This window comes from Brevundimonas sp. SGAir0440, from assembly GCF_005484585.1.
Lineage (GTDB): Bacteria > Pseudomonadota > Alphaproteobacteria > Caulobacterales > Caulobacteraceae > Brevundimonas.
Genome location: NZ_CP039435.1, coordinates 2,226,573 through 2,248,465 on the forward strand (window position 1 = coordinate 2,226,573; position 21,893 = coordinate 2,248,465).

Annotated in this window: 25 protein-coding genes; 16 read left to right on the forward strand and 9 right to left on the reverse strand. The window is 68.2% G+C overall.

Annotated features, from left to right (window positions below; genetic code table 11):
* Window positions 1–16: 16 nt before the first annotated feature.
* The gene (locus E7T10_RS11015) at window positions 17–1,000 is read left to right on the forward strand and encodes an aspartate carbamoyltransferase catalytic subunit (protein WP_137721829.1); all 984 of its coding nucleotides are present in this window, start codon (window positions 17–19) and stop codon (window positions 998–1,000) included.
* Window positions 997–2,271 carry a dihydroorotase gene (gene pyrC / locus E7T10_RS11020; RefSeq protein ID WP_137721830.1) on the forward strand — a complete coding sequence of 425 codons (1,275 nt, stop codon included), beginning with the start codon at window positions 997–999 and terminating at the stop codon, window positions 2,269–2,271. Before E7T10_RS11015 ends, pyrC begins: the two co-directional genes overlap by 4 nt.
* Before the next feature lie 8 nt (window positions 2,272–2,279).
* On the opposite strand, the gene E7T10_RS11025 is transcribed toward pyrC, so the two are convergent.
* Complete coding sequence (locus E7T10_RS11025; RefSeq protein WP_137721831.1) at window positions 2,280–3,212, reverse strand: glycerophosphodiester phosphodiesterase family protein; 933 nt, start codon at window positions 3,210–3,212, stop codon at window positions 2,280–2,282.
* A gap of 128 nt (window positions 3,213–3,340) precedes the next feature.
* On the opposite strand from E7T10_RS11025, the gene plsY reads away from it, so the two are divergent.
* Entirely contained in the window at window positions 3,341–3,979 is a 639-nt protein-coding gene (gene plsY, locus E7T10_RS11030) for a glycerol-3-phosphate 1-O-acyltransferase PlsY (RefSeq protein ID WP_137721832.1), read from the forward strand.
* Window positions 3,976–5,049, forward strand: a complete 1,074-nt coding sequence (dprA, locus tag E7T10_RS11035) for a DNA-processing protein DprA (protein WP_137721833.1) — start codon at window positions 3,976–3,978, stop codon at window positions 5,047–5,049. The genes plsY and dprA overlap by 4 nt, the downstream gene beginning before the upstream one ends.
* Here dprA and E7T10_RS11040 read toward each other — a convergent pair.
* Window positions 5,046–5,240, reverse strand: a complete 195-nt coding sequence (locus tag E7T10_RS11040) for a hypothetical protein (protein ID WP_137721834.1) — start codon at window positions 5,238–5,240, stop codon at window positions 5,046–5,048. The genes dprA and E7T10_RS11040 overlap by 4 nt on opposite strands.
* Window positions 5,241–5,378: 138 nt before the next feature.
* Between E7T10_RS11040 and topA the strand changes: the two genes are divergently transcribed.
* The 6 genes from topA to E7T10_RS11070 all read left to right on the forward strand — a co-directional run bounded on the left by topA (window position 5,379) and on the right by E7T10_RS11070 (window position 12,811).
* Window positions 5,379–8,003: a type I DNA topoisomerase gene (gene topA, locus E7T10_RS11045; RefSeq protein ID WP_137721835.1), complete on the forward strand. Its 2,625-nt coding sequence runs from the start codon at window positions 5,379–5,381 to the stop codon at window positions 8,001–8,003.
* A gap of 199 nt (window positions 8,004–8,202) precedes the next feature.
* Entirely contained in the window at window positions 8,203–10,101 is a 1,899-nt protein-coding gene (gene mutL, locus E7T10_RS11050; protein WP_137722615.1) for a DNA mismatch repair endonuclease MutL, read from the forward strand.
* Between the two features lie 365 nt (window positions 10,102–10,466).
* Window positions 10,467–10,895, forward strand: coding sequence for a hypothetical protein (locus E7T10_RS11055; protein WP_137721836.1), 429 nt, complete (start codon window positions 10,467–10,469; stop codon window positions 10,893–10,895).
* Window positions 10,892–11,647, forward strand: coding sequence for a hypothetical protein (locus tag E7T10_RS11060; protein ID WP_137721837.1), 756 nt, complete (start codon window positions 10,892–10,894; stop codon window positions 11,645–11,647). The genes E7T10_RS11055 and E7T10_RS11060 overlap by 4 nt, the downstream gene beginning before the upstream one ends.
* A 37-nt stretch (window positions 11,648–11,684) precedes the next feature.
* The gene (locus tag E7T10_RS11065) at window positions 11,685–12,137 is read left to right on the forward strand and encodes a low molecular weight protein-tyrosine-phosphatase (RefSeq protein ID WP_137721838.1); all 453 of its coding nucleotides are present in this window, start codon (window positions 11,685–11,687) and stop codon (window positions 12,135–12,137) included.
* A gap of 221 nt (window positions 12,138–12,358) precedes the next feature.
* Complete coding sequence (locus tag E7T10_RS11070) at window positions 12,359–12,811, forward strand: hypothetical protein (protein WP_137721839.1); 453 nt, start codon at window positions 12,359–12,361, stop codon at window positions 12,809–12,811.
* Between the two features lie 71 nt (window positions 12,812–12,882).
* On the opposite strand, the gene rsmD is transcribed toward E7T10_RS11070, so the two are convergent.
* The 4 genes from rsmD to E7T10_RS11090 are packed head-to-tail and all read right to left on the reverse strand — an operon-like array spanning window position 12,883 to window position 16,122.
* The gene (gene rsmD / locus E7T10_RS11075) at window positions 12,883–13,458 is read right to left on the reverse strand and encodes a 16S rRNA (guanine(966)-N(2))-methyltransferase RsmD (RefSeq protein WP_137721840.1); all 576 of its coding nucleotides are present in this window, start codon (window positions 13,456–13,458) and stop codon (window positions 12,883–12,885) included.
* Complete coding sequence (locus tag E7T10_RS11080) at window positions 13,458–14,105, reverse strand: TMEM175 family protein (protein ID WP_168189936.1); 648 nt, start codon at window positions 14,103–14,105, stop codon at window positions 13,458–13,460. Before E7T10_RS11080 ends, rsmD begins: the two co-directional genes overlap by 1 nt.
* 29 nt (window positions 14,106–14,134) lie before the next feature.
* The gene (locus E7T10_RS11085) at window positions 14,135–14,545 is read right to left on the reverse strand and encodes a GFA family protein (RefSeq protein ID WP_246845991.1); all 411 of its coding nucleotides are present in this window, start codon (window positions 14,543–14,545) and stop codon (window positions 14,135–14,137) included.
* 23 nt (window positions 14,546–14,568) lie between these two features.
* The gene (locus E7T10_RS11090) at window positions 14,569–16,122 is read right to left on the reverse strand and encodes a pseudouridine synthase (RefSeq protein WP_137721842.1); all 1,554 of its coding nucleotides are present in this window, start codon (window positions 16,120–16,122) and stop codon (window positions 14,569–14,571) included.
* Between the two features lie 12 nt (window positions 16,123–16,134).
* On the opposite strand from E7T10_RS11090, the gene tadA reads away from it, so the two are divergent.
* On the forward strand, window positions 16,135–16,593 hold the full coding sequence (gene tadA / locus E7T10_RS11095) for a tRNA adenosine(34) deaminase TadA (RefSeq protein ID WP_168189937.1): 459 nt from the start codon (window positions 16,135–16,137) through the stop codon (window positions 16,591–16,593).
* Between the two features lie 50 nt (window positions 16,594–16,643).
* Entirely contained in the window at window positions 16,644–17,069 is a 426-nt protein-coding gene (locus E7T10_RS11100) for an MliC family protein (protein WP_246845992.1), read from the forward strand.
* Here the strand turns inward: E7T10_RS11100 and E7T10_RS11105 are convergent.
* The 3 genes from E7T10_RS11105 to E7T10_RS11115 are packed head-to-tail and all read right to left on the reverse strand — an operon-like array spanning window position 17,066 to window position 19,322.
* Window positions 17,066–17,653, reverse strand: coding sequence for a GNAT family N-acetyltransferase (locus tag E7T10_RS11105; RefSeq protein WP_137722618.1), 588 nt, complete (start codon window positions 17,651–17,653; stop codon window positions 17,066–17,068). The two genes, E7T10_RS11100 and E7T10_RS11105, sit on opposite strands and share 4 nt — an antisense overlap.
* A complete protein-coding gene (gene aroB / locus E7T10_RS11110) occupies window positions 17,653–18,759 on the reverse strand; it encodes a 3-dehydroquinate synthase (RefSeq protein ID WP_137721844.1) in 1,107 nt (368 codons plus the stop codon). Before aroB ends, E7T10_RS11105 begins: the two co-directional genes overlap by 1 nt.
* Window positions 18,756–19,322, reverse strand: coding sequence for a shikimate kinase (locus E7T10_RS11115; protein WP_137721845.1), 567 nt, complete (start codon window positions 19,320–19,322; stop codon window positions 18,756–18,758). The genes aroB and E7T10_RS11115 overlap by 4 nt, the downstream gene beginning before the upstream one ends.
* A gap of 125 nt (window positions 19,323–19,447) precedes the next feature.
* Between E7T10_RS11115 and E7T10_RS11120 the strand changes: the two genes are divergently transcribed.
* The 4 genes from E7T10_RS11120 to E7T10_RS11135 all read left to right on the forward strand — a co-directional run bounded on the left by E7T10_RS11120 (window position 19,448) and on the right by E7T10_RS11135 (window position 21,888).
* Entirely contained in the window at window positions 19,448–20,350 is a 903-nt protein-coding gene (locus E7T10_RS11120) for a site-specific tyrosine recombinase XerD (protein ID WP_137721846.1), read from the forward strand.
* Complete coding sequence (locus tag E7T10_RS11125) at window positions 20,350–20,592, forward strand: DUF1902 domain-containing protein (protein WP_246845993.1); 243 nt, start codon at window positions 20,350–20,352, stop codon at window positions 20,590–20,592. The genes E7T10_RS11120 and E7T10_RS11125 overlap by 1 nt, the downstream gene beginning before the upstream one ends.
* A 63-nt stretch (window positions 20,593–20,655) precedes the next feature.
* On the forward strand, window positions 20,656–20,850 hold the full coding sequence (locus tag E7T10_RS11130) for a type II toxin-antitoxin system HicA family toxin (RefSeq protein WP_137721847.1): 195 nt from the start codon (window positions 20,656–20,658) through the stop codon (window positions 20,848–20,850).
* Between the two features lie 90 nt (window positions 20,851–20,940).
* The gene (locus E7T10_RS11135) at window positions 20,941–21,888 is read left to right on the forward strand and encodes an acetyl-CoA carboxylase carboxyltransferase subunit alpha (RefSeq protein WP_039247728.1); all 948 of its coding nucleotides are present in this window, start codon (window positions 20,941–20,943) and stop codon (window positions 21,886–21,888) included.
* Window positions 21,889–21,893: the final 5 nt, after the last annotated feature.

Here is a 21,893-nt window from a genome sequence, read left to right on the forward strand (position 1 = left end):
CTATAGCCGCGTCTCGATGACCCAGCCCGCTCAAGTCACCGATCAGACCATCCGCGACCGGCTGGTTCCGTTCCCCAAACCGCACTTCCTGGCCGCATCGGACCTCGATCCGTATGTGACGCCGCAGTTGCTGGACCTGGGCGACGCCTTCGTCGACTTCAATCGCCAGTCGTCCAAGGCCCTGGACCTGCTGCACGGCCGCACGGTCGTGAACCTGTTCTTCGAGAACTCGACCCGCACCAGCTCGTCGTTCGAGATCGCCGCAAAGCGGCTGGGCGCGGACGTCGTGACCATGCCGGTCGCCTCTTCCTCGGTGAAGAAGGGCGAAACCCTGATCGACACGGCGGTCACCCTGAACGCCATGAAGCCCGACATCCTGGTCATCCGCCACTCGGCCTCGGGCGCGGCCGAACTGTTGAGCCAGAAGGTCGGCTGCTCCGTCGTCAACGCCGGGGACGGCCGCCACGAACACCCGACCCAGGCCCTGCTGGATTTGCTGTCCATGCGCCGCGCGTTCGGCGATGTGACCAGCCTGACCGTCGCCATCTGCGGCGACATCACCCACAGCCGCGTGGCCCGCTCCAATGTCGCCCTGTTGCAGATGATGGGCGCGCGCGTCCGCCTGATCGGCCCGCCGACCCTGGTGCCCGGCGACGCCGACCGCTGGGGCTGCGAGGTCTTCCATGACATGCGCGAAGGTCTGAAAGGCTGCGACGTGGTCATGATGCTGCGGCTTCAACTGGAGCGGATGGCCGGCGCCCTGGTGCCCTCGACCCGCGAATATTTCCGCTTCTGGGGCCTGGATCGCGAGAAGCTGGCCTGGGCCAATCCCGGCGCCCGGGTCATGCACCCCGGGCCTATGAACCGCGGCGTCGAGATCGATTCCGACGTGGCCGACGACCTGGACGTCTCCCTGATCCAGGATCAGGTCGAGATGGGCGTCGCCGCCCGCATGGCCGTGCTGGCCTCCCTCTCCGCCCGTTGGGGAGACGCCCGATGACCACCGTCGCCATCAACAACGCCCGTCTGCTGGACCCCGCTACGAACTACGACGGCCCAGGCGGCCTGCTGATCCAGGACGGCCGCATCAGCCGCGTGATCCACGGCCCGACGCCGGACGTGGCGGCGGATCAGATCATCGACGCCGACGGCCTGTGCCTCGCGCCCGGCCTGATCGACATCCGGGTCAAGACCGGCGAACCCGGCGCTGAACCGAAAGAGACGCTGAAGTCCGCCAGCCTAGCCGCCGCCGCCGGGGGCGTGACGACCATCGTGGTCCAACCCGACACCGATCCCGCCGTCGACGACCCGGCCATGATCGACTTCATCCAGCGGCGCGGCGCGGCGCTGAACCTGGTCAACGTCCGCGCCGCCGGCGCCGCGACCAAGGCCCTGGACGGCCAGCGCATGGCCGAGATCGGCCTGATGGACGAGGCCGGCGCCCTGTATTTCACCGACGGCGACAAGGTGATCGTCAACAGCCGCACCCTGCAACGGGTGATGAGCTACGCCGCCGCCTTCAACGCCCTGATCGCCTGCCGCCCGGCCGACCCCTGGCTGACGGAAGGGGCGGTCGCCGCCTCGGGCGAACTGGCCACCCGCCTGGGCCTGTCCGGCAGCCCCGCCATCGCCGAGCGGATCGGGCTGGAGCGCGATCTGGCCCTGGTGGAACAGACCGGCGCGCGGTTCCTCGTGGATCAGCTTTCAACCGAGGGCGCGCTGGACACCCTGGCCCGCGCCCGCGCCAAGGGGCTGGAGGTCGCCGTCAGCGTCTCGATCAACCACCTGTGCTTCAACGAGGTGGACATCGGCGATTATCGCACCTTCTACCGGCTGGACCCGCCGCTGCGCTCCGAAGCCGACCGCCAGGCCCTGATCGAGGCTGTGCGGGAGGGCCTGATCGACGTCATCACCTCCGCCCACGCCCCGGCTCCGGCCGAGGACAAGCGCCGCCCGTTCGCCGAGGCCGCACCCGGCGCGATCGGCTTGGAGACCCTGCTGCCCGCCGCCTTGACCCTGCATCACGAAGACGGTCTGGATTTGCTCGACGTGCTGCGTCCGCTGACCCAGGGCCCCGCCGCCCTGCTCGGCCTCGACGCGGGCGTCCTGGCCGAGGGCGCGCCGGCCGACGTCATCCTGTTCGACGCTGGCGCGCCGGTCATCATCGACGCCGACACCCTTCACTCCAAGTCAAAGAACTCGCCCTTCGACGGCCGCCGGCTTCAGGGCAAGCTGATCGGAACCTGGGTGGCGGGACGCAAGGTCTTATAAGGCTCAGATCAGCGCGGTCGCGCGCACGTCGCGGCCTTGGCCACTTCGGCGCCCAGCACCGACTTTACGGCCAGCGGCGTGTCGGTGGCGATCACGGTGACGCCCTGGCCCACCAGATCGCGGTATTCCGAAACGTCCCCGTCGGCGGCGTAGCGATCGTCGCGGCGCACGCCCTCGGCGCCCAAGGTGCCGAACTGAACCTCGACCCCGGCCTCACGCAGGGCGCGCCACAGCGCCGGGCGCTCCTCGCGCGTGCCGGTCCAGGCCAGGATCTGCGCCGGGTTAAGCCCGCTCAGATCATCCACACCGCTCAGCCCGGCCGAGATCATCATCTCCGGCGCCATGGCCGCCACCGCCCGCGCATCGGCGTCGTTGTAGGTGATCAGGATCACCCGGTTTCCGGCCCGCGACCGGCGCACCTGATCGATCACCGCTCGCGCCAGATCGACCGTCGTCTCGCCGTCCGCGGGCTTCAGGTCGATGCTGGCGATGGCGCCCACGCGTCCGGCGGCGTCCAGCGCCTCGCCCAGCGTCGGCGGCGCAGCGCGCGTCAGGGCGCCGTTCGACGCCTTCAGCCGCGCCTGTTTCACCTGGGCCAGCGTCAGGTCCGCGACCCGGCCGCGTCCCGTCGTCGTCCGGTCCATGGTGTCGTCATGCATCAGAACCAGCTGCCGGTCCTTGGTCAGGACCGCGTCCAGTTCCAGGATCGCATTGGGGATCGCCCGGCCTGTCGCCTCGATGGCGGCGATGGAGTTCTCGGGCTGGTCCAGCGCCGAGACCGCCCGGTGCGCCGAGATCGCCACGCCGCCGTCCCGAACGCAGTCGAAATAGGCCGCCATCGCCGGACCCGACGACGGCGCAGACGCCATCGGCGGAGCGCCCACGCAACCTGTCGTCGAAAGCAGCAGCAGGGTCGCGGCGGCGGCGGAAATACGGGTCATGGATCGGCTCCGGAAAGACGCGCGGACCAAACGCTGCGCCGATCATCGGGTCAAGAGGTCGGATCGCCCTTGCTCCCGGCCGCCCCGCGACGCATTTTGCCGCAACGACACGCGGGGAGCGAATCAACGTGCAGGATCTAGTGGCCCCGGCTCTCGGGACCTTGGCGCTGGTGGCGCTGGGCGGCTATCTGCTCGGCTCGATTCCGTTCGGCGTGGTGATCACGCGTGCAGCCGGCGCCGGCGACGTGCGCAACATCGGCTCGGGCAATATCGGCGCGACCAATGTCCTTCGTACCGGCCGCAAGGATCTGGCCCTGGCCACCCTTTTGCTAGACGCGGGCAAGGGCGCGGTGGCGCTGCTGATCGCCCGTCATCTGTTCGGCAGCGAACTGGCCGGCGCCATCGCCGGCGGCGCAGCCTTCCTGGGACACCTCTTTCCCGTCTGGCTGAGCTTCAAGGGCGGCAAGGGCGTCGCCACCTTCTACGGCCTGCTGCTGGCCGCCGCCTGGCCGCTGGGCCTGATGGCGGGGGCGGTCTGGCTGCTCTGCGCCTTCCTGTTCCGCTATTCGTCGCTGGCGGCGCTTATTTCATCGGCGACCGCGCCGCTGCTGGCGCTTCTGCCGCTCGCCGTCGTCGGCCTGCCGGTCAGCCTGCCCATCCTCGCCCTGACCGTCTTCGCCGCCGTCCTGATCTGGGTTCGACATCACCAGAACATCGCCCGGCTGCTGAAGGGCGAGGAACCGCGCATCGGGGCCAAGAAGGCGTGAGCCTGGACCCGGCCGAACGCTTCGCCCGGCTGCGGCTCGCCCGCACCGACCGCATCGGCCCCGTCGCCTTCGCTCAACTGATCGGCCGCTACGGCTCAGCCCTCGGTGCGCTGGACACCCTGCCCGATCTGGTGCGCAAGTCCGGCGCCGCCTCCGTTCCGCCGCCCGTCGAGACGGTCGAACGCGAAATCGCCGCCGGCGACGCCATCGGCGCCCGCCTGCTGGTGCTGGGCGATCCCGACTATCCCGAGATGCTGGCCGCGCTCGATCCGCCGCCGCCGATCCTGTGGACGCGCGGTCGCGTCGATCTGCTGAACCAGCCCAGCGTCGCCATCGTCGGCGCCCGCATCGCCTCGGCGGGCGGTCAGCGGATCGCACGCGGTCTGGCGCAACAACTCGGTCAGGCCGGTCATGTCGTCGTTTCGGGAATGGCGCGCGGCATCGACGCCGCCGCCCACGAAGGCGCCCTGGCGACCGGAACCGCCGCGGTCCTGGGGGGCGGGGTGAACGACATCTATCCGTCCGAACACGCCGACCTCTACGCCCGCCTGACCGAACAAGGCTGCGTCGTCTCCGAAAGCCCGGTCGGCGCTCGCGCCCAGGCACGCGACTTCCCGCGCCGCAACCGCATCATCTCCGGCCTGTCGCGCGGGGTGGTGGTCGTTGAAGCCGAGGTCCGGTCCGGTTCCCTGATCACCGCCCGTCTCGCCGCCGAGCAGGGCCGCGATGTCTTCGCCGTGCCCGGATCGCCTCTGGATCCCCGCGCGCGCGGTCCGAACGAGCTGCTGCGCCAGGGCGCCATCCTGTGCGAGGGGATCGACGACATCGACCGCGCCTTCAACACCCTGCGCACCCTGCGCGAGCCGCCTGCCGATCCGATGCGATTCGACGGCGACCTCGACGACGCCTTCCTCGACCGCGTCGCCGCCCTGCTGTCGCCGACCCCGACGCCGCGCGACGAGATCGCCCGCGCCCTCAACGCTCCCGTGTCCCAGATCGCCGCCGCCCTGCTGGAGCTCAGCCTGACCGGCCGCGCCGACCTGCTGCCCGGCGGTCTCGCTTCTCTTTAGGTCGGCGGATGACCGGCCACGCCCGCCGCCTGTTCCAGCAAGCCGGCCAGCCGCACGTCGCCCTCGTCCCGCGCCAGCCGCGCCATTTCCAGCGCCATGGCGCCGATGTATTCCCGCGTCGGAAAGGCCGCCGCTTCGATATGCGCCTGGCGATCCGTTTCGCAGGCCGATTGAGGTTGCGCCGTCGCCATGATCGTCTCCGTTGCCAAGAACACAATCTAACCGCGCTTCATTAAAACACAACTACCCTGGAATGTAAGACGACAGGTGCGATTGACTCACGGCTCCGCTCCAACCACGTTCGCGCCCCTTCCCGAGACCGGACCGTTATGAACCTCGTCATCGTCGAGAGCCCCGCAAAGGCCAAGACCATCAATAAGTATCTGGGCTCGGACTATGAGGTCCTGGCCTCGTACGGCCACGTCCGCGATCTGCCGTCCAAGGATGGTTCGGTCCTGCCCGACGACGACTTCTCCATGCATTGGGAGGCCGACGCCAAGGGCGCCAAACGCCTGTCCGAAATCGCCGCGGCCGCCAAGCGCGCCGACCGCGTCATCCTGGCGACCGACCCCGACCGCGAAGGGGAAGCCATCAGCTGGCACGTGCTCGAGGTGCTGAACAAGAAGAAGGCGCTGAAGGACACAGAGGTCCAGCGCGTCACCTTCAACGCCATCACCAAGTCCGCCGTGCTCGACGCCATGGCCAATCCGCGTCAGATCGACATGGAGCTGGTCGAGGCCTATCTGGCCCGCCGCGCGCTGGACTACCTCGTCGGCTTCACCCTCTCGCCGGTCCTGTGGCGCAAGCTGCCGGGCGCCCGCTCGGCCGGCCGCGTCCAGTCCGTGGCGCTGCGCATCGTCGTCGATCGCGAGATGGAGATCGAGAAGTTCAAGGCTCAGGAATACTGGTCCATCGAGGCCGACCTGAACGCCGACAGCCCGCCCTTCACCGCCCGCCTGGTCAAGCACGCCGGCAAGCGCATCCAGCGCCTGGACATCAAGGACGAGGCCACGGCTTCCGCCGCCCGCGCGGCCATCGCCGCCGGCGACTTCACCATCAATGCGGTGGAGAAGAAGCCAGTCCGCCGCAATCCGGCCCCGCCCTTCACCACCTCGACCTTGCAACAGGAGGCGGCGCGCAAGCTCGGCTTCTCGGCCCAGCGCACCATGCAGGCGGCGCAGAAACTGTATGAGGGCGTCGACGAGACCGGCGGCCTGATCACCTATATGCGGACCGACGGCGTCCAGACCACGCCCGAGGGCATCGCCCAGGCGCGCGAGGTCATCGGGCAGCAGTTCGGCCCGGCCTTCGTCCCGCAAGAACCGCGCTATTACAAGACCAAGGCCAAGAATGCTCAGGAAGCGCACGAAGCGATCCGGCCGACCAACATCGCGCGCCATCCCGACAGCCTGCGCCTCGAATCCGATCTTCAGCGCCTCTATGAACTGATCTGGAAGCGGATGGTCGCCTCGCAGATGGAGGCGGCCCGGATGGACCGCACCACCGTCGACATCGAGACCGCCGACGGCCAGACGGGTCTGCGCGCCACCGGCCAGGTCGTCACCTTCGACGGCTTCCTCGCCGTCTATGAGGAAGGCCGCGACGAAAAGCAGAAGGGCGCCGAAGACGACGAGAGCGACGACACCAGCCGCCTTCCCGCCCTGAAGGAAGGCGCCAAGGCCAAAGTCGACGCCATCCGCACCGACCAGCATTTCACCGAACCGCCTCCGCGCTATTCGGAAGCCACCTTGGTCAAGAAGCTGGAAGAGCTGGGCATCGGCCGCCCCTCGACCTACGCCTCGACCCTGTCGACCCTGCGCGACCGCGAATACGTCCGCGTCGACAAGAACCGCTTCTATCCCGAGGACAAGGGACGGCTGGTTACGGCCTTCCTGGAGCAGTTCTTCAGGAAGTGGGTCGAATACGACTTCACCGCCGCGCTGGAGACCCAGCTCGACGAGGTCTCGGCCGGTCAGCTGGACTGGAAGGTGCTGCTGCGCAACTTCTGGCAGGACTTCCACGCCGCGACGCAAGCCGCCGGCGAACTGCGCACCACGGCCATTCTGGACGCGCTGAACGAAAGCCTGGGCGCCCATATCTTCCCGGACAAGGGCGACGGGACTGACCCGCGCGAGTGCCCCCTGTGCCATCAGGGTCAGCTCAGCCTGAAGACCAGCCGCTTCGGCGCCTTCATCGGCTGCGATCGGTATCCCGAGTGCAAATACACCCGCCCCGTCGCCAGCCCGTCGGCGGAGGACGGCTCGGCCGAGAGCGGCGACCGCGAACTGGGCGTCGATGCGGAAACGGGCCAGCCGGTCCAGTTGAAGATCGGCCGTTTCGGCCCCTACGTCGAAATCACGCCGCCCGAGGGCGACAAGCCCAAACGCTCGTCCCTGCCCAAGGGCTGGTCGCCGGCCTCCCTGACGCTGGACCAGGCCCTACGTCTGCTGGCCCTGCCGCGCGAGGTCGGGGTCCACCCCGAGGACGGCAAGATGATCACGGCGGGCCTGGGCCGTTACGGACCCTTCGTCCTGCACGCCGGGACCTACGCCAATGTGTCGGACATCGACGAGGTGTTCGAGGTCGGCCTGAACCGCGCCGTCGCCCTGCTGGCGGAAAAGCGCGCCGGTCGTCCCGGTCGCGGCGCGGCGGCGGCGCCGCTCAAGGACCTGGGCGCCCACCCGGAGACGGGCGAGCCGATCCACGTCATGGCCGGTCGCTTCGGCCCCTACGTCAAGTCCGGCAAGATCAACGCCACCCTGCCGAAGGGAACCGCGCCCGAAGACCTGACCCTGGAAGACGCCCTGCCTCTTCTGGCCGCCAAGGCCGGCGCCGCGCCCAAGAAGAAGGCGCCCGCCAAGAAGGCCGCCGCTCCGAAAAAAGCGACCGCCAAGAAACCGGCCGCCAAGAAGGCTCCGGCGAAGAAGGCCGCCAAGTCCAAGACCGCAGATTGATCCCTCTCCCGTTGGGAGAGGGCTTGAGCGCCCGAGAGCGTCAGCGATCGGCCTTTGCGCGAAAGGGTGAGGGTCGCGGCGTTGCGAACTGGCCTACCGCCCGACCCTCACCCGGCCCTTCGGGCCACCCTCTCCCAACGGGAGAGGGAAAGGATCGTGCATGGCGCGAATCCCCCCCGCGCCCTATCTTCGCCTGCTCATGCCCATCCGCCGCCTTTCCCCCGAAACCGTCAACCGCATCGCCGCCGGCGAGGTGGTCGAGCGGCCGGCCAGCGCCATCAAGGAACTGGTCGAGAACGCCCTGGACGCCGGCGGGCGCAACATCGAGATCCAGGCCGACGGCGGCGGCCTGTCGCGCATCCTGATCGCCGACGACGGCAAGGGCATTCCGCGCGAAGAACTGCCGCTGGCCGTCGAACGCCACGCCACGTCCAAGCTAGAGCCCGACGACGCCGGCGACGTGGATCTGTTGCGCATCCACACCCTGGGCTTCCGGGGCGAGGCCCTGCCCTCCATCGGTTCAGTCGCCCGCCTGTCGATCACCACCCGGTCGCGTGACGAGACCGACGCCTGGGCCATCACGGTCGAGGGCGGCGAGACCCGGCCCCTGGCCCCCGCCCCCTTCCCCGGCCCGCACGGCGCGCGGGTCGAGGTGCGCGACCTGTTCTACGCCACCCCCGCCCGGCTCAAGTTCATGAAGTCCGAGCGGTCCGAGGCCATGGCCATCTCCGAAGAGATCAAGCGCCAGGCGATGGCGCATGAGGCCGTCGCCTTCACCCTGTCGCTGGACGGCAAGGTCACCCTGCGCCTGCCCGCCGAACATCCCGGTGACGAAGGCCGGCTGCGGCGGCTGTCGGCCCTGCTGGGCCGCGACTTCGAGGCCAACGCCCTGCTGATCGATCAGGAGCGGGACGGCGTGCGCCTGTCGGGCTACGCCGGCCTGCCTACCTATTCGCGCGGCAATGCGGCGCATCAGTATCTGTTCGTCAACGGCCGCCCGGTGAAGGACCGGCTGCTGCAAGGGGCCCTGCGCGGCGCCTACGCCGACTTCCTGGCGCGCGACCGGCATCCGGCCGCCGTCCTCTTCCTCGACATCGACCCGCTCTATGTCGACGTCAACGTCCATCCGGCCAAGGCCGAGGTCCGGTTCCGCGATCCGGCCCTGGTGCGCGGGCTGATCGTCGGCGCCCTGAGGCACGCGCTGCACGCCGCCGGCCACCGCGCCTCGACGACCGTCGCGGCCGACGCCCTGTCCAGTTTTCAGGTGGGTTTCCAGCCCCACACCGGCGTGACGCACAGTGGCGAGTGGCGAGGGACGAGCGCCGAGGGCTGGTCCGGATGGGCCGGTTGGAACGCGCCGGCTTCCCAGACCGCCCAGGTCCTGCCCGGCCTCAACGAACGCAGCGCCCGCGTCGAGCCGTCATGGGACGGCCCCTCATGGCCGTCGCAGCCCGCCCAAAACCGCGACCTCGCCACTGGCCACTCGCCACTCGCCACTCAGCCTCACGACCCCCTCGACTATCCTCTAGGCGCCGCGCGGGGTCAGCTCCACGCCAACTATATCGTCGCCCAGACCCGCGACGGCCTGGTCATCGTCGATCAGCACGCCGCCCACGAGCGGCTGGTTTATGAACGGATGAAGGCCCAGATGGCCGAGGGGGCCGTGACCCGCCAGGCTCTCCTGACGCCCGAGGTGGTCGATCTGGACCCCGCGGAGGCCGAACGCGTCGCCGGGCGGGCCGAGGAACTGGCCGAGATGGGCCTGATCGTCGAGGCTTTCGGCGCCGGCGCCGTCCTGGTGCGCGAGACCCCGGCCATGCTGGGCGACACGGACGTTCAGGGCCTGATCCGCGACATCGCCGACGACCTGTCCGAACACGGCCAGGCCCTGTCGCTCAAGGAACGCCTCGCCGCCATCTGCGGCACCATGGCCTGCCACGGCAGCGTCCGCTCAGGCCGCGTCCTCTCGGCGCCGGAGATGAACGCCCTGCTCCGCCAGATGGAAGCCACCCCCCACTCCGGCCAATGCAACCACGGCCGCCCGACCTATGTGGAGCTGAAGCTGCACGATCTGGAGAAGCTGTTCGGGAGAAGGTGAGAAACCTAAGTTGCGCCACGTCCAAATCTGACGTGCGGCTCAGCTATCCGTGGGTCAATAGGAGGACGAGATGGCTACACCCCGTTGTATGAAATGCGATAGCCCTACATTTGAAGTTACGATGACCGAGCCTCGGAACTCGCGATTCAAGCTCCTTGCGGTTCACTGCGGAAGCTGCGGTGCCGTGGCGGGCTTCATGGACTACCACAACATTGGTCATCTTCTGTCCAAGATTGCTGAGAAGCTTGGCATCCGCTGAGGCGTTGACGGCAGAAGGCTGTTCCGCTCGATATCGCGCGCGCAAGAATCGGCGTTAACCCTTTGATCCTTCGTGATGGTAGTATCCAACGAACTGGAGATCGCAGATGACTCGCGACGAAATGATTGTTGCAGGGCTTAGCGCTTCCGAACCGGGAGCGACTTTTTCACCTGTTCAGCTGCAAAAGCTCTTTTTTGTCCTAGACCGAGAAGCTGCAAAGCCACTCGGTGGACCACATTTCAATTTTCAGCCCTACGACTATGGCCCTTTTGATCGCGCGCTATACGATCGGATCGATGCTCTTCGTGATGAAGGCCTTGTGCAGACCTTTAATTCCGGCCGGTATAGACTTTACTCGACTACACCGGCGGGAACCGCGCGCGGGATTGAAATCCTCGGCAGCATTGACCCGCAGATGAGAGAGTATGTTGCAGCAGTAGCCAGTTGGGTGCGCCGCCTTTCTTTCTCCGATTTAGTGTCTGCAATTTATGAACGATATCCGGATATGCGGGTAAACAGTATATTTCGCGGATGACTGTAGTCGTTGCGTTCCTCTGCACAGATGGTGTTGTCGTTGGTGCTGACAGCATGCTTACGCCATCGATGGGTGGCCAAGGCGTGGGCCATCACAAGGGTCGAAAGGTTGGCCGGATTGATGGTGAGCAAATATTTGCCTTCGCAGGAGATCAAGGCCTGGGTGCAAGATTTCAAATCATGGCCGCTGGAAGCCATGCCCTAGCAAACCAAGTCGGTCATCCGATTGATTACGCTCTCGCGTTGACGAACTCTTTGACGCAGCAGTTCCACAACTCAGGTGCCACGCCATCGCACGTCAATGCGGTCGTCGCTTTCCAACATAATGGCAATTCTCATTGCTGTATGTTCGAGGGAGCAATCCAGCCACGTTTGCTGGATGAACATCATTTTTACGCGGCGCTCGGCTCTGGGAAACTATCAGCGGACCCATTCCTCAGATACCTTGCTGATATCTTTTGTCCCCAAGGAACCATGCCAACTGTGCGCTTGGCTACATTCTTAACAGCTTGGACAATCCAGCATGTCATCGAGACAAATCCCGGAGGGGTCGCTGGCCCTATCCGGATGGCCACTATCGAGCAAACACGTGGTGCAACAATCGCTCGAGACGTTCCCGCGGATGAAATCGATCAGCATCTTCAAGCTATGGAAAGTGCGGTTCAAGCATTACGGGACTGGTCCCAAGGCCTCCATAATAATGGACCTCAGGCGCGAGAGGCTGAACCGCCCCCCGTACTCGGTCAGGCATAACTGAGATAGTTGCCGAAGAGTTTGCTCTCTAATCCAAATGCCCTCCTTCCTCTTCGTCTGCCTCGGCAACATCTGTCGCTCGCCTCTGGCCGAGGCCGCCCTGCGCGCCGAGGCTGAGCGGCTCCGGCTCGATCTGATCGTCGATTCCGCCGGGACCGGGGACTGGCATGCGGGCGAGGCGCCGGACCCGAGAGCGCAGGCGACGGCGCGGCGGCATGGGGTCGAGATTTCGGGGTTGAAGGCGCGGCAGGTGACGCAGGCGGACTTTCGCCGTTTCACCCATGTGATCGCCCTGGACCACGAGAACCTGAAGAACCTGCGCCGCCTGCGGCCCGACGACGCGACCGCCGAGCTCAGCCTGCTGCTCGACCACGTCCCCGGCCGCGAGGGCCAGGCCGTCGCCGACCCCTATTTCGGCGACGACGACGGGTTCGAGATCACCTGGGCCGAGGTGACGGCCGCCGCGCGCGGCCTGGTCGCCAAATTCTGACACCCTCTCCCGTTGGGAGAGGGCTTGAGGCTCGCGGAGCGCAGCGACGCGCCAAGCCGAAAGGGTGAGGGTCGGCTGCTTTAGTTCTTCCCTTGCGACGGCTGACGCCGACGGATGGGCCCGACCCTCATCCGGCCCTTCGGGCCACCTTCTCCCACTGGGAGAAGGATGGGAGACTCCCACGTCCGCGTCTGACGTAGCGCCGGTCTATGGCTGGGATCATGACCGAGCCCTACCGCATCCGTGAAGCCGCCATCTGGGCCCAGGCCCGCACCGACTATCTGTCGGGTCTCAGCGCCGAGGCCGTGTGTCGTCGCCACGACCTGGGCCTGTCCGCCTTTCGCCGCCGCGCCCGCAAATACGGCTGGCGGCGCAGCGATCAGGTCGAACCGCCGCCCGGAGAGCTGGACCTGAACCTCTATTCCGACCTGGACATGGACGACCTGGCCCGCACCGCGCGCCTGCGCTTCGCCGAGGCGGCCGAGGGCGGACGCGCGTCGGACGCCCGCCGCTGGCGCGCCCTTGCCGACGAACTGACCCGCGAGGCCCGCGCCTTCGACCGAGACTTCTTCAGGGGCATGAGCCGCGAGGAGGTGACCGCCTTGATGGAGAACATGCGGCGCGAGATCGAGGATGAAGACGAGGCCCTGCTGGGGCCGCCGCCCGAGGACTGAGACGGTTGCGACCCGCTCGCAAAAATCTGCACGAAAGTGCACTGTAAAAACGCGCAGTAGACATTTTCCGCTCAGGCGGCGGAGTCCGCCACCTTCAGGAACAGCACCCTGGCTGCGCCATAATCGCGCGCATCCAGACGCTGATAGCCGGGGGTGTCGATCTCCGGCTCGTCCGACCCGCGCTCGAACACCACCAGGGCGCCGGGCTTGAGCCAGCTTCCATCGATCAGCCGCGCCAGCGTCTGTTCCCCCAGCCCCTTGCCATAGGGCGGGTCCAGAAACGCCAGGTCAAACGCCTCGGCGATCGGGCCGGGCCGCACGCCCAGGTCCGTCGCGCTTCGGCGATGCACCCGCGTGCGTCCCATCAGCCCATAGGCGTCGGCGTTCTCGCGGATCGCGCCGCGCGCCCCGTCGTCCGTCTCGACGAACAGGCAGAAGCCCGCGCCCCGGCTGACCGCCTCGAACCCCAGGGCGCCCGAACCGGCGTACAGGTCGATGACCCGCAGGTCTTGCAGGCTCTCGCCCCAGGCGGCGTGCTCCAGCACGTTGAACACGGCCTGGCGCGCGCGGTCCGAGGTCGGGCGCGTGCCCTGCCCCTCCGGCGCGACGATGGCCCGCCCCTTCAGGCTTCCGGCGACGATCCGCATCAGGCGGCTCCGCCGAAGCGGCGTCCGACCCACACCCGGCCGGCGATCAGCAGCCCCAGCGCCAGCGCCGTCACGGCCGCCAGCAGCCCGACGCCTCTCGCCATCAGGAAGAAGCTCAGCGCGCAGGCCAGCCCCGGCATCAGGGCATGGGTCACGACCACCGTGGCGCGCACCGCCCAATGCGGCCGCGGCCGGATCGCATCGGTGACGAAGGCGGCCCAGCCATAGGCGCCGGCGTGCATCACGCCGACCAGGGCCACCAGGCTCAGATAGATCCAGGCCCCCTCTCCGTTGCGCGGCTGTTCGTAGAGCAGGGTCGTGGCGAACGGCATCAGCACCACCCCGGCCAGGGCCAACATGTTGAAGATCATGACCCCGTTGCTGAAGCCGATCATGCGGGCGAACACTCGCCGGTGCGTGTTCCAGAAGACGCCGATGATGGCGAAGCTCAGCGCAAAGGCCGTGAACATCGGCCACCGCTCGGCCCACAGGCTGGCCCACTGTCCGTTCCAGCCTTCGGGCACATGCAGTTCGATGGCCAGCAGGGTGATGGCGATGGCGAACACCCCGTCCGAGAACAGCAGCAGCCGCTCCAGGCTGTGATCGCCCTTCGCCGGGCTCAGGTCCGCTGTCGTCGTCGTCGTCATCGCCATTCCCCCTGTCGCAACCCTTGCCGTCAATCCCGCGACGGCGCGAACTGCGCCCATAGCTCGTCCGTCGTCAGGCGCGGCCGTTCGCCCGCCAGCGCATAGGTCGCCGGCTTGCTCTCGATGCAGAACTCGTCCTCAAGGACAAAGGCCGCCGGATCGTCGAACGCCTGGGCCGAGACCATGGTGATCGCCCCGTCGTTTGAGCGCCAGAACAGGCCGGTCCCGCAGGCGGGGCAGAACTGCCGCGTCGCCCACTCGGACGAGACATAGGTCGCCACCTCGCCCGTGACCGCGACGCTGTCGCCGCAGTCGACGCTGAACAGGATGCCGCCCGACTGCCGCCGGCAGGTCGGGCAGTGGCAGGCGTGCATCCCGCCGTTCGGCGTCGCAGTGAAGGTGACGGCGCCGCACAGGCACCGCCCTGTCGAAATCGTCATCGCTCAGTCCCCGGCGGCGATCCTCAGCGCGGCGTGCGCGGCTTGCCGCCGGGTCCGCGTCCGCTGGTTCCAGACGGACCGGCCGGCTTGCCGCCGCCCGTGCGAGGCTTGAAGTCGCGGCCGCCGCTCGGCTTGCCGCCAAGGCCCCCGGCGCGAGGGCCGGAACCGGCGCGTCCCGTCGGCTTGGCGCCGGGCTTGCCGCGCCGATCGTCGATGAACTGGTCTTCGCGCGGCTTGAAGGCGCGCTTGGGCCGATCTCCATCCCTCACGGAGTTGGCCTCACGCGCCGGGCGGTCGCCGGCGGGCGCGGTGCGTTCGCGCGGCTTGAAGGTCTTGGAATGCTCGAACTTGGGCGCGGCCTTGGCCCAGCCTTCCTTCTTGGGAGGACGCTCGCGGCGCTCGACCGCAACCGCCTGGGCCGTCTCGGCGGCGCGGACGCGGCTAGGCTTGCGCGACGGATCCGACATGGCCGAACCCGACCGGCCCTTGACGATGGGCGTCGAGACCCGACGGCCGGGGATGGGCGCGGGCGTCTCGACCGTATTGCCGGTCGGCAGGTTCTCGGGCCGGATGTAGTCGGCCAGCAGCTCGCGGATCACGCGCGGCCCGACCTCTTCCACCGACCCGACCGGCAGCACGTCCAGGCGGAATGGGCCGTAGGCAAGGCGGATCAGCCGGTTGACCGTCAGGCCGACGGACTCCAGCACCTTCCTGACCTCGCGGTTCTTGCCCTCGGTGATCGACACCGAGATCCACAGGTTCGCCGGCGCCTTGCCGTCTTCGGACTTGGACTCCTTGGCCTTGTCCAGCTTGGCCTCGATGGGGCCATAGGAGACGCCGTCCACGACCACGCCGTCCTTCAGCGCGTCCAACTGCTCCTGGGTGATCTTGCCCCGCGCCCGCGCCCGGTACTGACGCACCAGCGAGGTCGAGGGCAGCTCAAGCGCCCGGCTCAGCTCGCCGTCGTTGGTCAGCAGCAGCAGGCCTTCGGTCGCCAGGTCCAGCCGCCCGACCGAAATCACGCGCGGCAGACCGGCCGGCAGGGCGTCGAACACCGTCGGGCGACCCGTCGGATCGCTGTGGCTGGTCAACAGGCCCGCCGGCTTGTGATAGCGCCAGACACGCGTCGCCTGCGCCCCGCCGATCGGCTTGCCGTCCACGGTGATGACGTCGTCGCGCGTCACCAGCGTCGCGGGCGTATCCAGGATGCGGCCGTTGACCGCCACCTTGCCCAGACCGATCAGCCGTTCGACCTCGCGGCGCGAGGCGATGCCGGCGCGGGCCATGGTCTTGGCGATTCGCTCGGCGCGCAGAGGCGTCTCAGGCGTCTTGGACTTGCCGTCCTTGCCGCCCTTATCGGTGCGGGGCCGGTCGCTGCGCGGCTTGTCGCTGCGGGGGCGGTCGGCCTTGTCGCCGAACCGCTTGGCGCCGTCTTCGCGAGGGCCGCGCGGCTTGTCGCCGAATGATCTCGTCCCGTCGCCGCTCTTGCGGGGACCGGAGGATTTAAAGGGCCGGGGCGACCGTTCGTCTTGACGGGCGCGGGGCTTCTTGTCGTTGTCGTCTGTATGGCGGACCATGATGAGCGGTTCATGCGCATGGCGCTGGACCAAGCGCAAGCGGCGGCGGACGCAGGAGAGGTGCCCGTGGGCGCAATTCTTGTCGATCCTGCCTCAGGTAAGGTAATTTCGACCGGCGCGAACGGTCCGATTGCGGCTCGCGACCCCACCGCCCATGCCGAGATCGTCGCCATGCGGCGCGCGGCGACGGCGCTGGACAACTACCGCCTGACCGGCCTGACCCTGTATGTGACGCTGGAGCCCTGCGCCATGTGCGCCGGCGCCATCAGCCACGCCCGCATCGGCCGCGTCGTCTGGGCCGCCGACGATCCCAAGGGCGGCGCCGTCATCCATGGCCCGCGCCTGTTCGAACAACCCACCTGCCACTGGCGTCCCAGCACGGACTCAGGCCTTCTGGCGGACGAGGCGTCGTCGCTGCTGAAATCCTTCTTCCGTCAAAGACGGGGAACGGCGACAGGCGGCGCACGTTAAAACGCCGCGAAAAGCTGCGCCGTTGGGCGGGGCCGTGGAGGGAGAAGACCTTGTTCAAGCCGGATCTGCCGCAGCCGATCGTGTTCAGCGGCCTGGCCGCCCTGGCCCTCCTCACCGCCTGCGGCGCCGACCCCGACAAGGCGCCGCGCACCGGCGACGAGGTCAAAGAACGCGCCATCCAGGCCCAGTCCGCCCGCCAGCGCACCGGCGCCGAAATCCAGGACCGCACCCTGAACCGCGTCGTCCACACCGTCTATCTTTGCGACAACGGCGAGCGCCTGTCGGTCGACTTCGACAACCCGCGCCAGATGGCCACCATCCGCAACTCGTCCGGCGAGGCCATCGACCTGTATCAGGAGCGCGCCGCCGACGGCATCTGGTACCGCGCCTCCAACGTCGAGCTGCGCGGCAAGGGCGTCCTCGCCACCTGGTCGGTCGAAGGCCGTCAGCCAACGGAATGCCGGGCGGTAGACTAAGCGAAGGCCGCTAATCGGCGGTCCAGTCTCTCGCGCACCTCGGCCCAGTCGTCGTCGATGACGGCGAACATGGCGGTGTCGCGCGCCCGGCCGGTCCAGGTGATCTTGTGCTTCCTCAGCACGCCTTCGGCCTTGGCGCCCAGCTTCAGGATGGCGGCCTGGCTGTGGGGGTTGACGGCGTCGGTGATGATCTCGACCCGCACAGCGCCCGCGTCGAAGGCATGCCCCAGCAACAGCCGCTTGCAGGCCGGGTTGATCACCCCGCCCCGCGCCTCGGGCCGATAGAAGGTCGAGCCGATCTCGCAGCGGCGATAGGCCGGGTTGATCTCATACAGGCTGGTCGTCCCGACCACCGCCCCGTCCGAGCGTCGCCGCACCGCATAGGCGATCCGCGTCTGCGCCTGCATCGCCGCCAGCGCAGCCTTCCACCAGGCCTCGAAATGATCGCCATGGGCAGGGGCGACCATGATATCCCAGGCCTCGGGATCGCAATCCAGCGCGGCCTTGACGTCGGCTTCCAGTCCTTCCTCGAACGGCTCCAGCCGCACGAAGCGATCCTCCAGAGCAACCGAGGCGATTCGCATCACGCGGTCGCGCCTTCCTTGGTCAGGAAGGCCCGCACCTTGGCCGCATCGACGCCCTTGGCGACGAAGGCCTGGCCGATGCCGCGCGTCAGGATCAGGGTCAGCGCCCCGCCCTCGGCCTTTTTGTCGCCCGCCATCAGGGCCAGCAGACGGTCGGCCGAGAACGATCCCGCCTGATCCAGCCGGGTGGGCAGCCCAGCCGCCGCGACCACCGCCTCGACCCGTTCGACATCGTCTGCCGAACACAGCTCCTCGGCCGCCGAATATCGGAAGGCCATGCAGCAGCCGAGCGCCACCGCCTCGCCGTGCGCCAGCGCCCCTTCGTCGAAGCCGACCTCGGTCTCGATCGCATGGCCGAAGGTGTGACCCAGGTTCAGCAGGGCGCGCAGCCCCGCCTCCTTCTCGTCCTCGCCGACCACCGCGCTCTTGATCTCGACCGAGCGGATCACCGCCCGTTCCAGCGCAGCCGGATCGCCTTTGGCGCCCGCAGCCCCCTCGCCCGCCAGCCAATCGAAGAAGGCCGCGTCGCAGATCAGCCCGTGTTTCAGCACCTCGGCCCAGCCGGACCTCACCTGACGTTCCGGCAGCGTCGCCAGCACGTCGATATCCGCCAGCACCAGACGCGGCTGATGAAAGGCGCCGACCAAGTTCTTGCCACGCGGCGTATCGATGGCCGTCTTGCCGCCGACGGACGAGTCGACCTGGGCCAGCAGGGTCGTCGGAATCTGCACGAAGTCTATGCCGCGCATGAACAGGGCCGCCGCCAGACCGGCCAGATCGCCGACGACCCCGCCGCCCAAGGCGATGACCACATCCTTGCGATCCAGACCGATCTCCAGCAGCCGGTCCAGCACGCGTTCCAGCTCGGCGAAGGACTTGGAGCCCTCGCCCGCCGGCACCGCCACGATTTCGCTGGTCACGCCCGCCGCCGTCAGCGACGCGGTCAGGGTATCGGCGTGGATGCCCGCAACCGTCTCGTCGGTGACGATGACCGTCCGCCCGTTGGCCAACGGCGTGATGTGTGCGCCAGCCTGCGCCAGCAGCCCGCGTCTCACAACGACGTCATAGGCGGCAAAGGCCCCGCCGCTGACCGGAATGATCGTCATTGCGGGGTCTCCGTGCGTCGTCTTTGGCGCCAGTGTCGGCGCAGGTTCTTGTGAATGGCGTCCACTGCCTGGCCGTGCGAGCCCTGCCCGACGTCCACGGCAACATCGGCCTCGCCATAGATGGGATAGCGCGCCTCGGCCAAGCCGGTCAGCACCTCCAGCGGATCCTTGCCGCGCAGCAGGGGCCGCGTGTCGCGGCGCGCCACCCGTTCCGCGATGACCGCCAGATCGGCCCTCAGCCAGACGGTGTCGGCCTTGGACTTCAGCAGCGCCCGCGTCTCCGGGTTCATCATCGCCCCGCCGCCGGTCGCCAGCACGATGGGCGGCCCCTCCAGCAGCCGGCGGATCACCCGCGCCTCGCCCGCGCGGAACTCGGCCTCGCCCAGGGCGGCGAAGATTTCTGACACCGTCATCCCGGCCGCCGCCTCGATCTCTACATCCCCGTCCGCAAACGGCAGTCGCAGCCGATTGGCCAGCCGACGACCGACCGACGATTTGCCCACCCCCATCAGGCCGACCAGGGCTATGGTGCGGGTCGGACCCGGATTCGCGCGCCGCCTCATCCGGCGGCTCCGGCGGAACTGTCGGTCGAGAGGAAGGCGAAGGCAGCGGCGCGGGCAGGCATGATCCAGAAAACCTCTACACCAAGCCTGACCCTGCGCCAGTCGTTCAGGCTGCGGATCGCCGCATGACGCCCCAGATCGAGGCCTTTCTGGAGATGATGGCGGTCGAACGCGACGCCTCGCCCCATACGCTGTCCGCCTATGGCCGCGATCTGGCGGACGCGGAGATGGCGCTGTCGGACGCCGGCGGACTGATGAAGGCCGACGCCGAAGCGGTCGAGGCTTGGTTCGCGGACCTGTCGCGGCGCGGTCTATCCGCCGCCACCGCCGCCCGTCGCCGCTCCTCCGCGCGCCAGTTCTACCGCTTCGCCCTGGCCGAGGGGTGGCGCACCGACGACCCTTCGCGCCGCCTCGACGCCCCCAAACAGGGCCGGTCCCTGCCCAAGGTGTTGAGCCGCGCCGAGATCGGCGCCCTGCTGGCCGCCTCGGCCGCCCGTGACGCGGCGGCGGGCCTGCGCCTGGTCGCCCTGGTCGAGATGGCCTACGCCTCCGGCCTGCGCGTGTCCGAACTGCTGGGGCTGAAAGTCGAGGCCGTTCGGCGCGACCCCGCCTATCTGATCGTGCGCGGCAAGGGCGGCAAGGATCGGCTCGCCCCCCTCAACGCCGCCGCCCGCGAAGCGATCAAGGCCTGGCTCGTCGCGCGCGACGCCAGACGCAAGCCTGAGGCCCCCGACAGTCCCTGGCTGTTCCCCTCCTCCGGCCGCACGGGCCACTTAACCCCACGCCGTTTCGCTCAACTGCTGGACGAGGCGGCGATCACGGCCGGCATCGACCCCGCCCGCGTCAGCCCCCACGTCCTGCGCCACGCCTTCGCCACCCACCTGCTTGAAGGCGGCGCCGACCTACGCGTCGTCCAGACCCTGCTGGGCCACGTCGATATCGCCACGACCCAGATCTACACCCACGTCGCCACCGACCGCCTGGCTCAGGTCGTCCACCAAAACCACCCCTTGGCGCGCGACGACTGATGGCGCATATTCCGGCTATGGCTGAAGAGTTCTACGTCAAGGCGATCTGGGATCCCGAGGCAGGAGTCTGGTGCAGCGAGTCGAATATCGTCGGGCTGGTGCTGGAAACGGCGACACTCGGTGAGTTCGAGAACCTCGCTCGCCATTTCGCGCCTGAGCTTCTGGCGGAAAATCTCGGCATTCATGGCGCTGTCCCAGTGCGGTTCGAAGCGGCTGGTGGATTTGACGTGATCGCTGCGTGACCGTGCGTTGAGCCGGAAATGTCGGCGGCGATGATGCGCGATCTGCCCTGATCGGAAGCCGCCATGCCGAAAGACTTCTACCCCGAACTGACCGCCCTTCTCTTCGCCGCCGGCTGGCATCGTGTCGTGAACGCCAAGGGCAGCCATGAGAAATGGCGGCATCCCGACCGACCGCATGCCGTCATCGTGCCGCGCTCGAAGAGCCGCCACACCGCCAACTCAGTCCTTAAACAGGCTGGTTTACCCAAGGCCTTCTGAACCCCCGCTTGCCCGGCGGCGTTGACCTCTCTAGGTTCGCGCGCCTTCCCCAAGGGCGCTTTCGCCCGTTTGCAGTTCCCGGACGCCTTGATGGCCACGCACTATCTCGACTTCGAAAAGCCGATCGCCGATCTGGAAGCCAAGATCGAGGAGCTGTCGCTGCTGGCCGACACCTCGGGCGACATCGACCATGAGATCGAGGGCCTGCGCAAAAAGGCCGACCAACTGCGCAAGAAGACCTACGCCGGCCTCGACCCCTGGATGAAGACCCAGGTCGCGCGTCATCCGCAGCGCCCGCACTTCATCGATTATGTCCAGAGCCTGTTCACCGACTGGAACGAGCTGCACGGCGACCGTCAGTTCGGCGACGACCAGGCCATCCTGGGCGGTCTGGCCCGGTTCCGCGGCCGGCCCGTCGTCATCATGGGCCACGAAAAGGGCCACGACACCGCGACCCGCATCACCCACAACTTCGGCATGGCGCGACCCGAGGGCTATCGCAAGGCTGTGCGCCTGATGGACATGGCCGAGCAGTTCGGCCTGCCGGTCCTCAGCTTCATCGACACCGCCGGCGCCTATCCGGGCCTGGGCGCCGAGGAGCGCGGCCAGGCCGAGGCCATCGCCCGCTCGACCGAGCGCTGCCTGACCCTGGGCGTGCCCTCCATCGCCACCATCACGGGCGAAGGCGGCTCGGGCGGCGCCATCGCCATCGCCGCAGCCAGCCGCGTGCTGATGCTGGAACACTCCATCTATTCGGTCATCTCGCCCGAGGGCGCCGCCGGCATCCTGTGGCGCGACGGCGCGCGGGCCAAGGACGCGGCCATGGCGATGAAGATCACCGGCCCGGACCTGATGCAGCTGAAGATCGTTGACCGCCTGATCGACGAGCCTGTCGGCGGGGCCCATACCGATCGCGACACGGCCATGGCCAATGTCGGCGACGTGCTGGCCGAAGAGCTGAAGGGCTTCGACGGCCTGACGCCGCAGCAGATCAAGAAGCGTCGCGCGGATCGCTTCTACGCCATCGGCGCCCTCTGACGCCC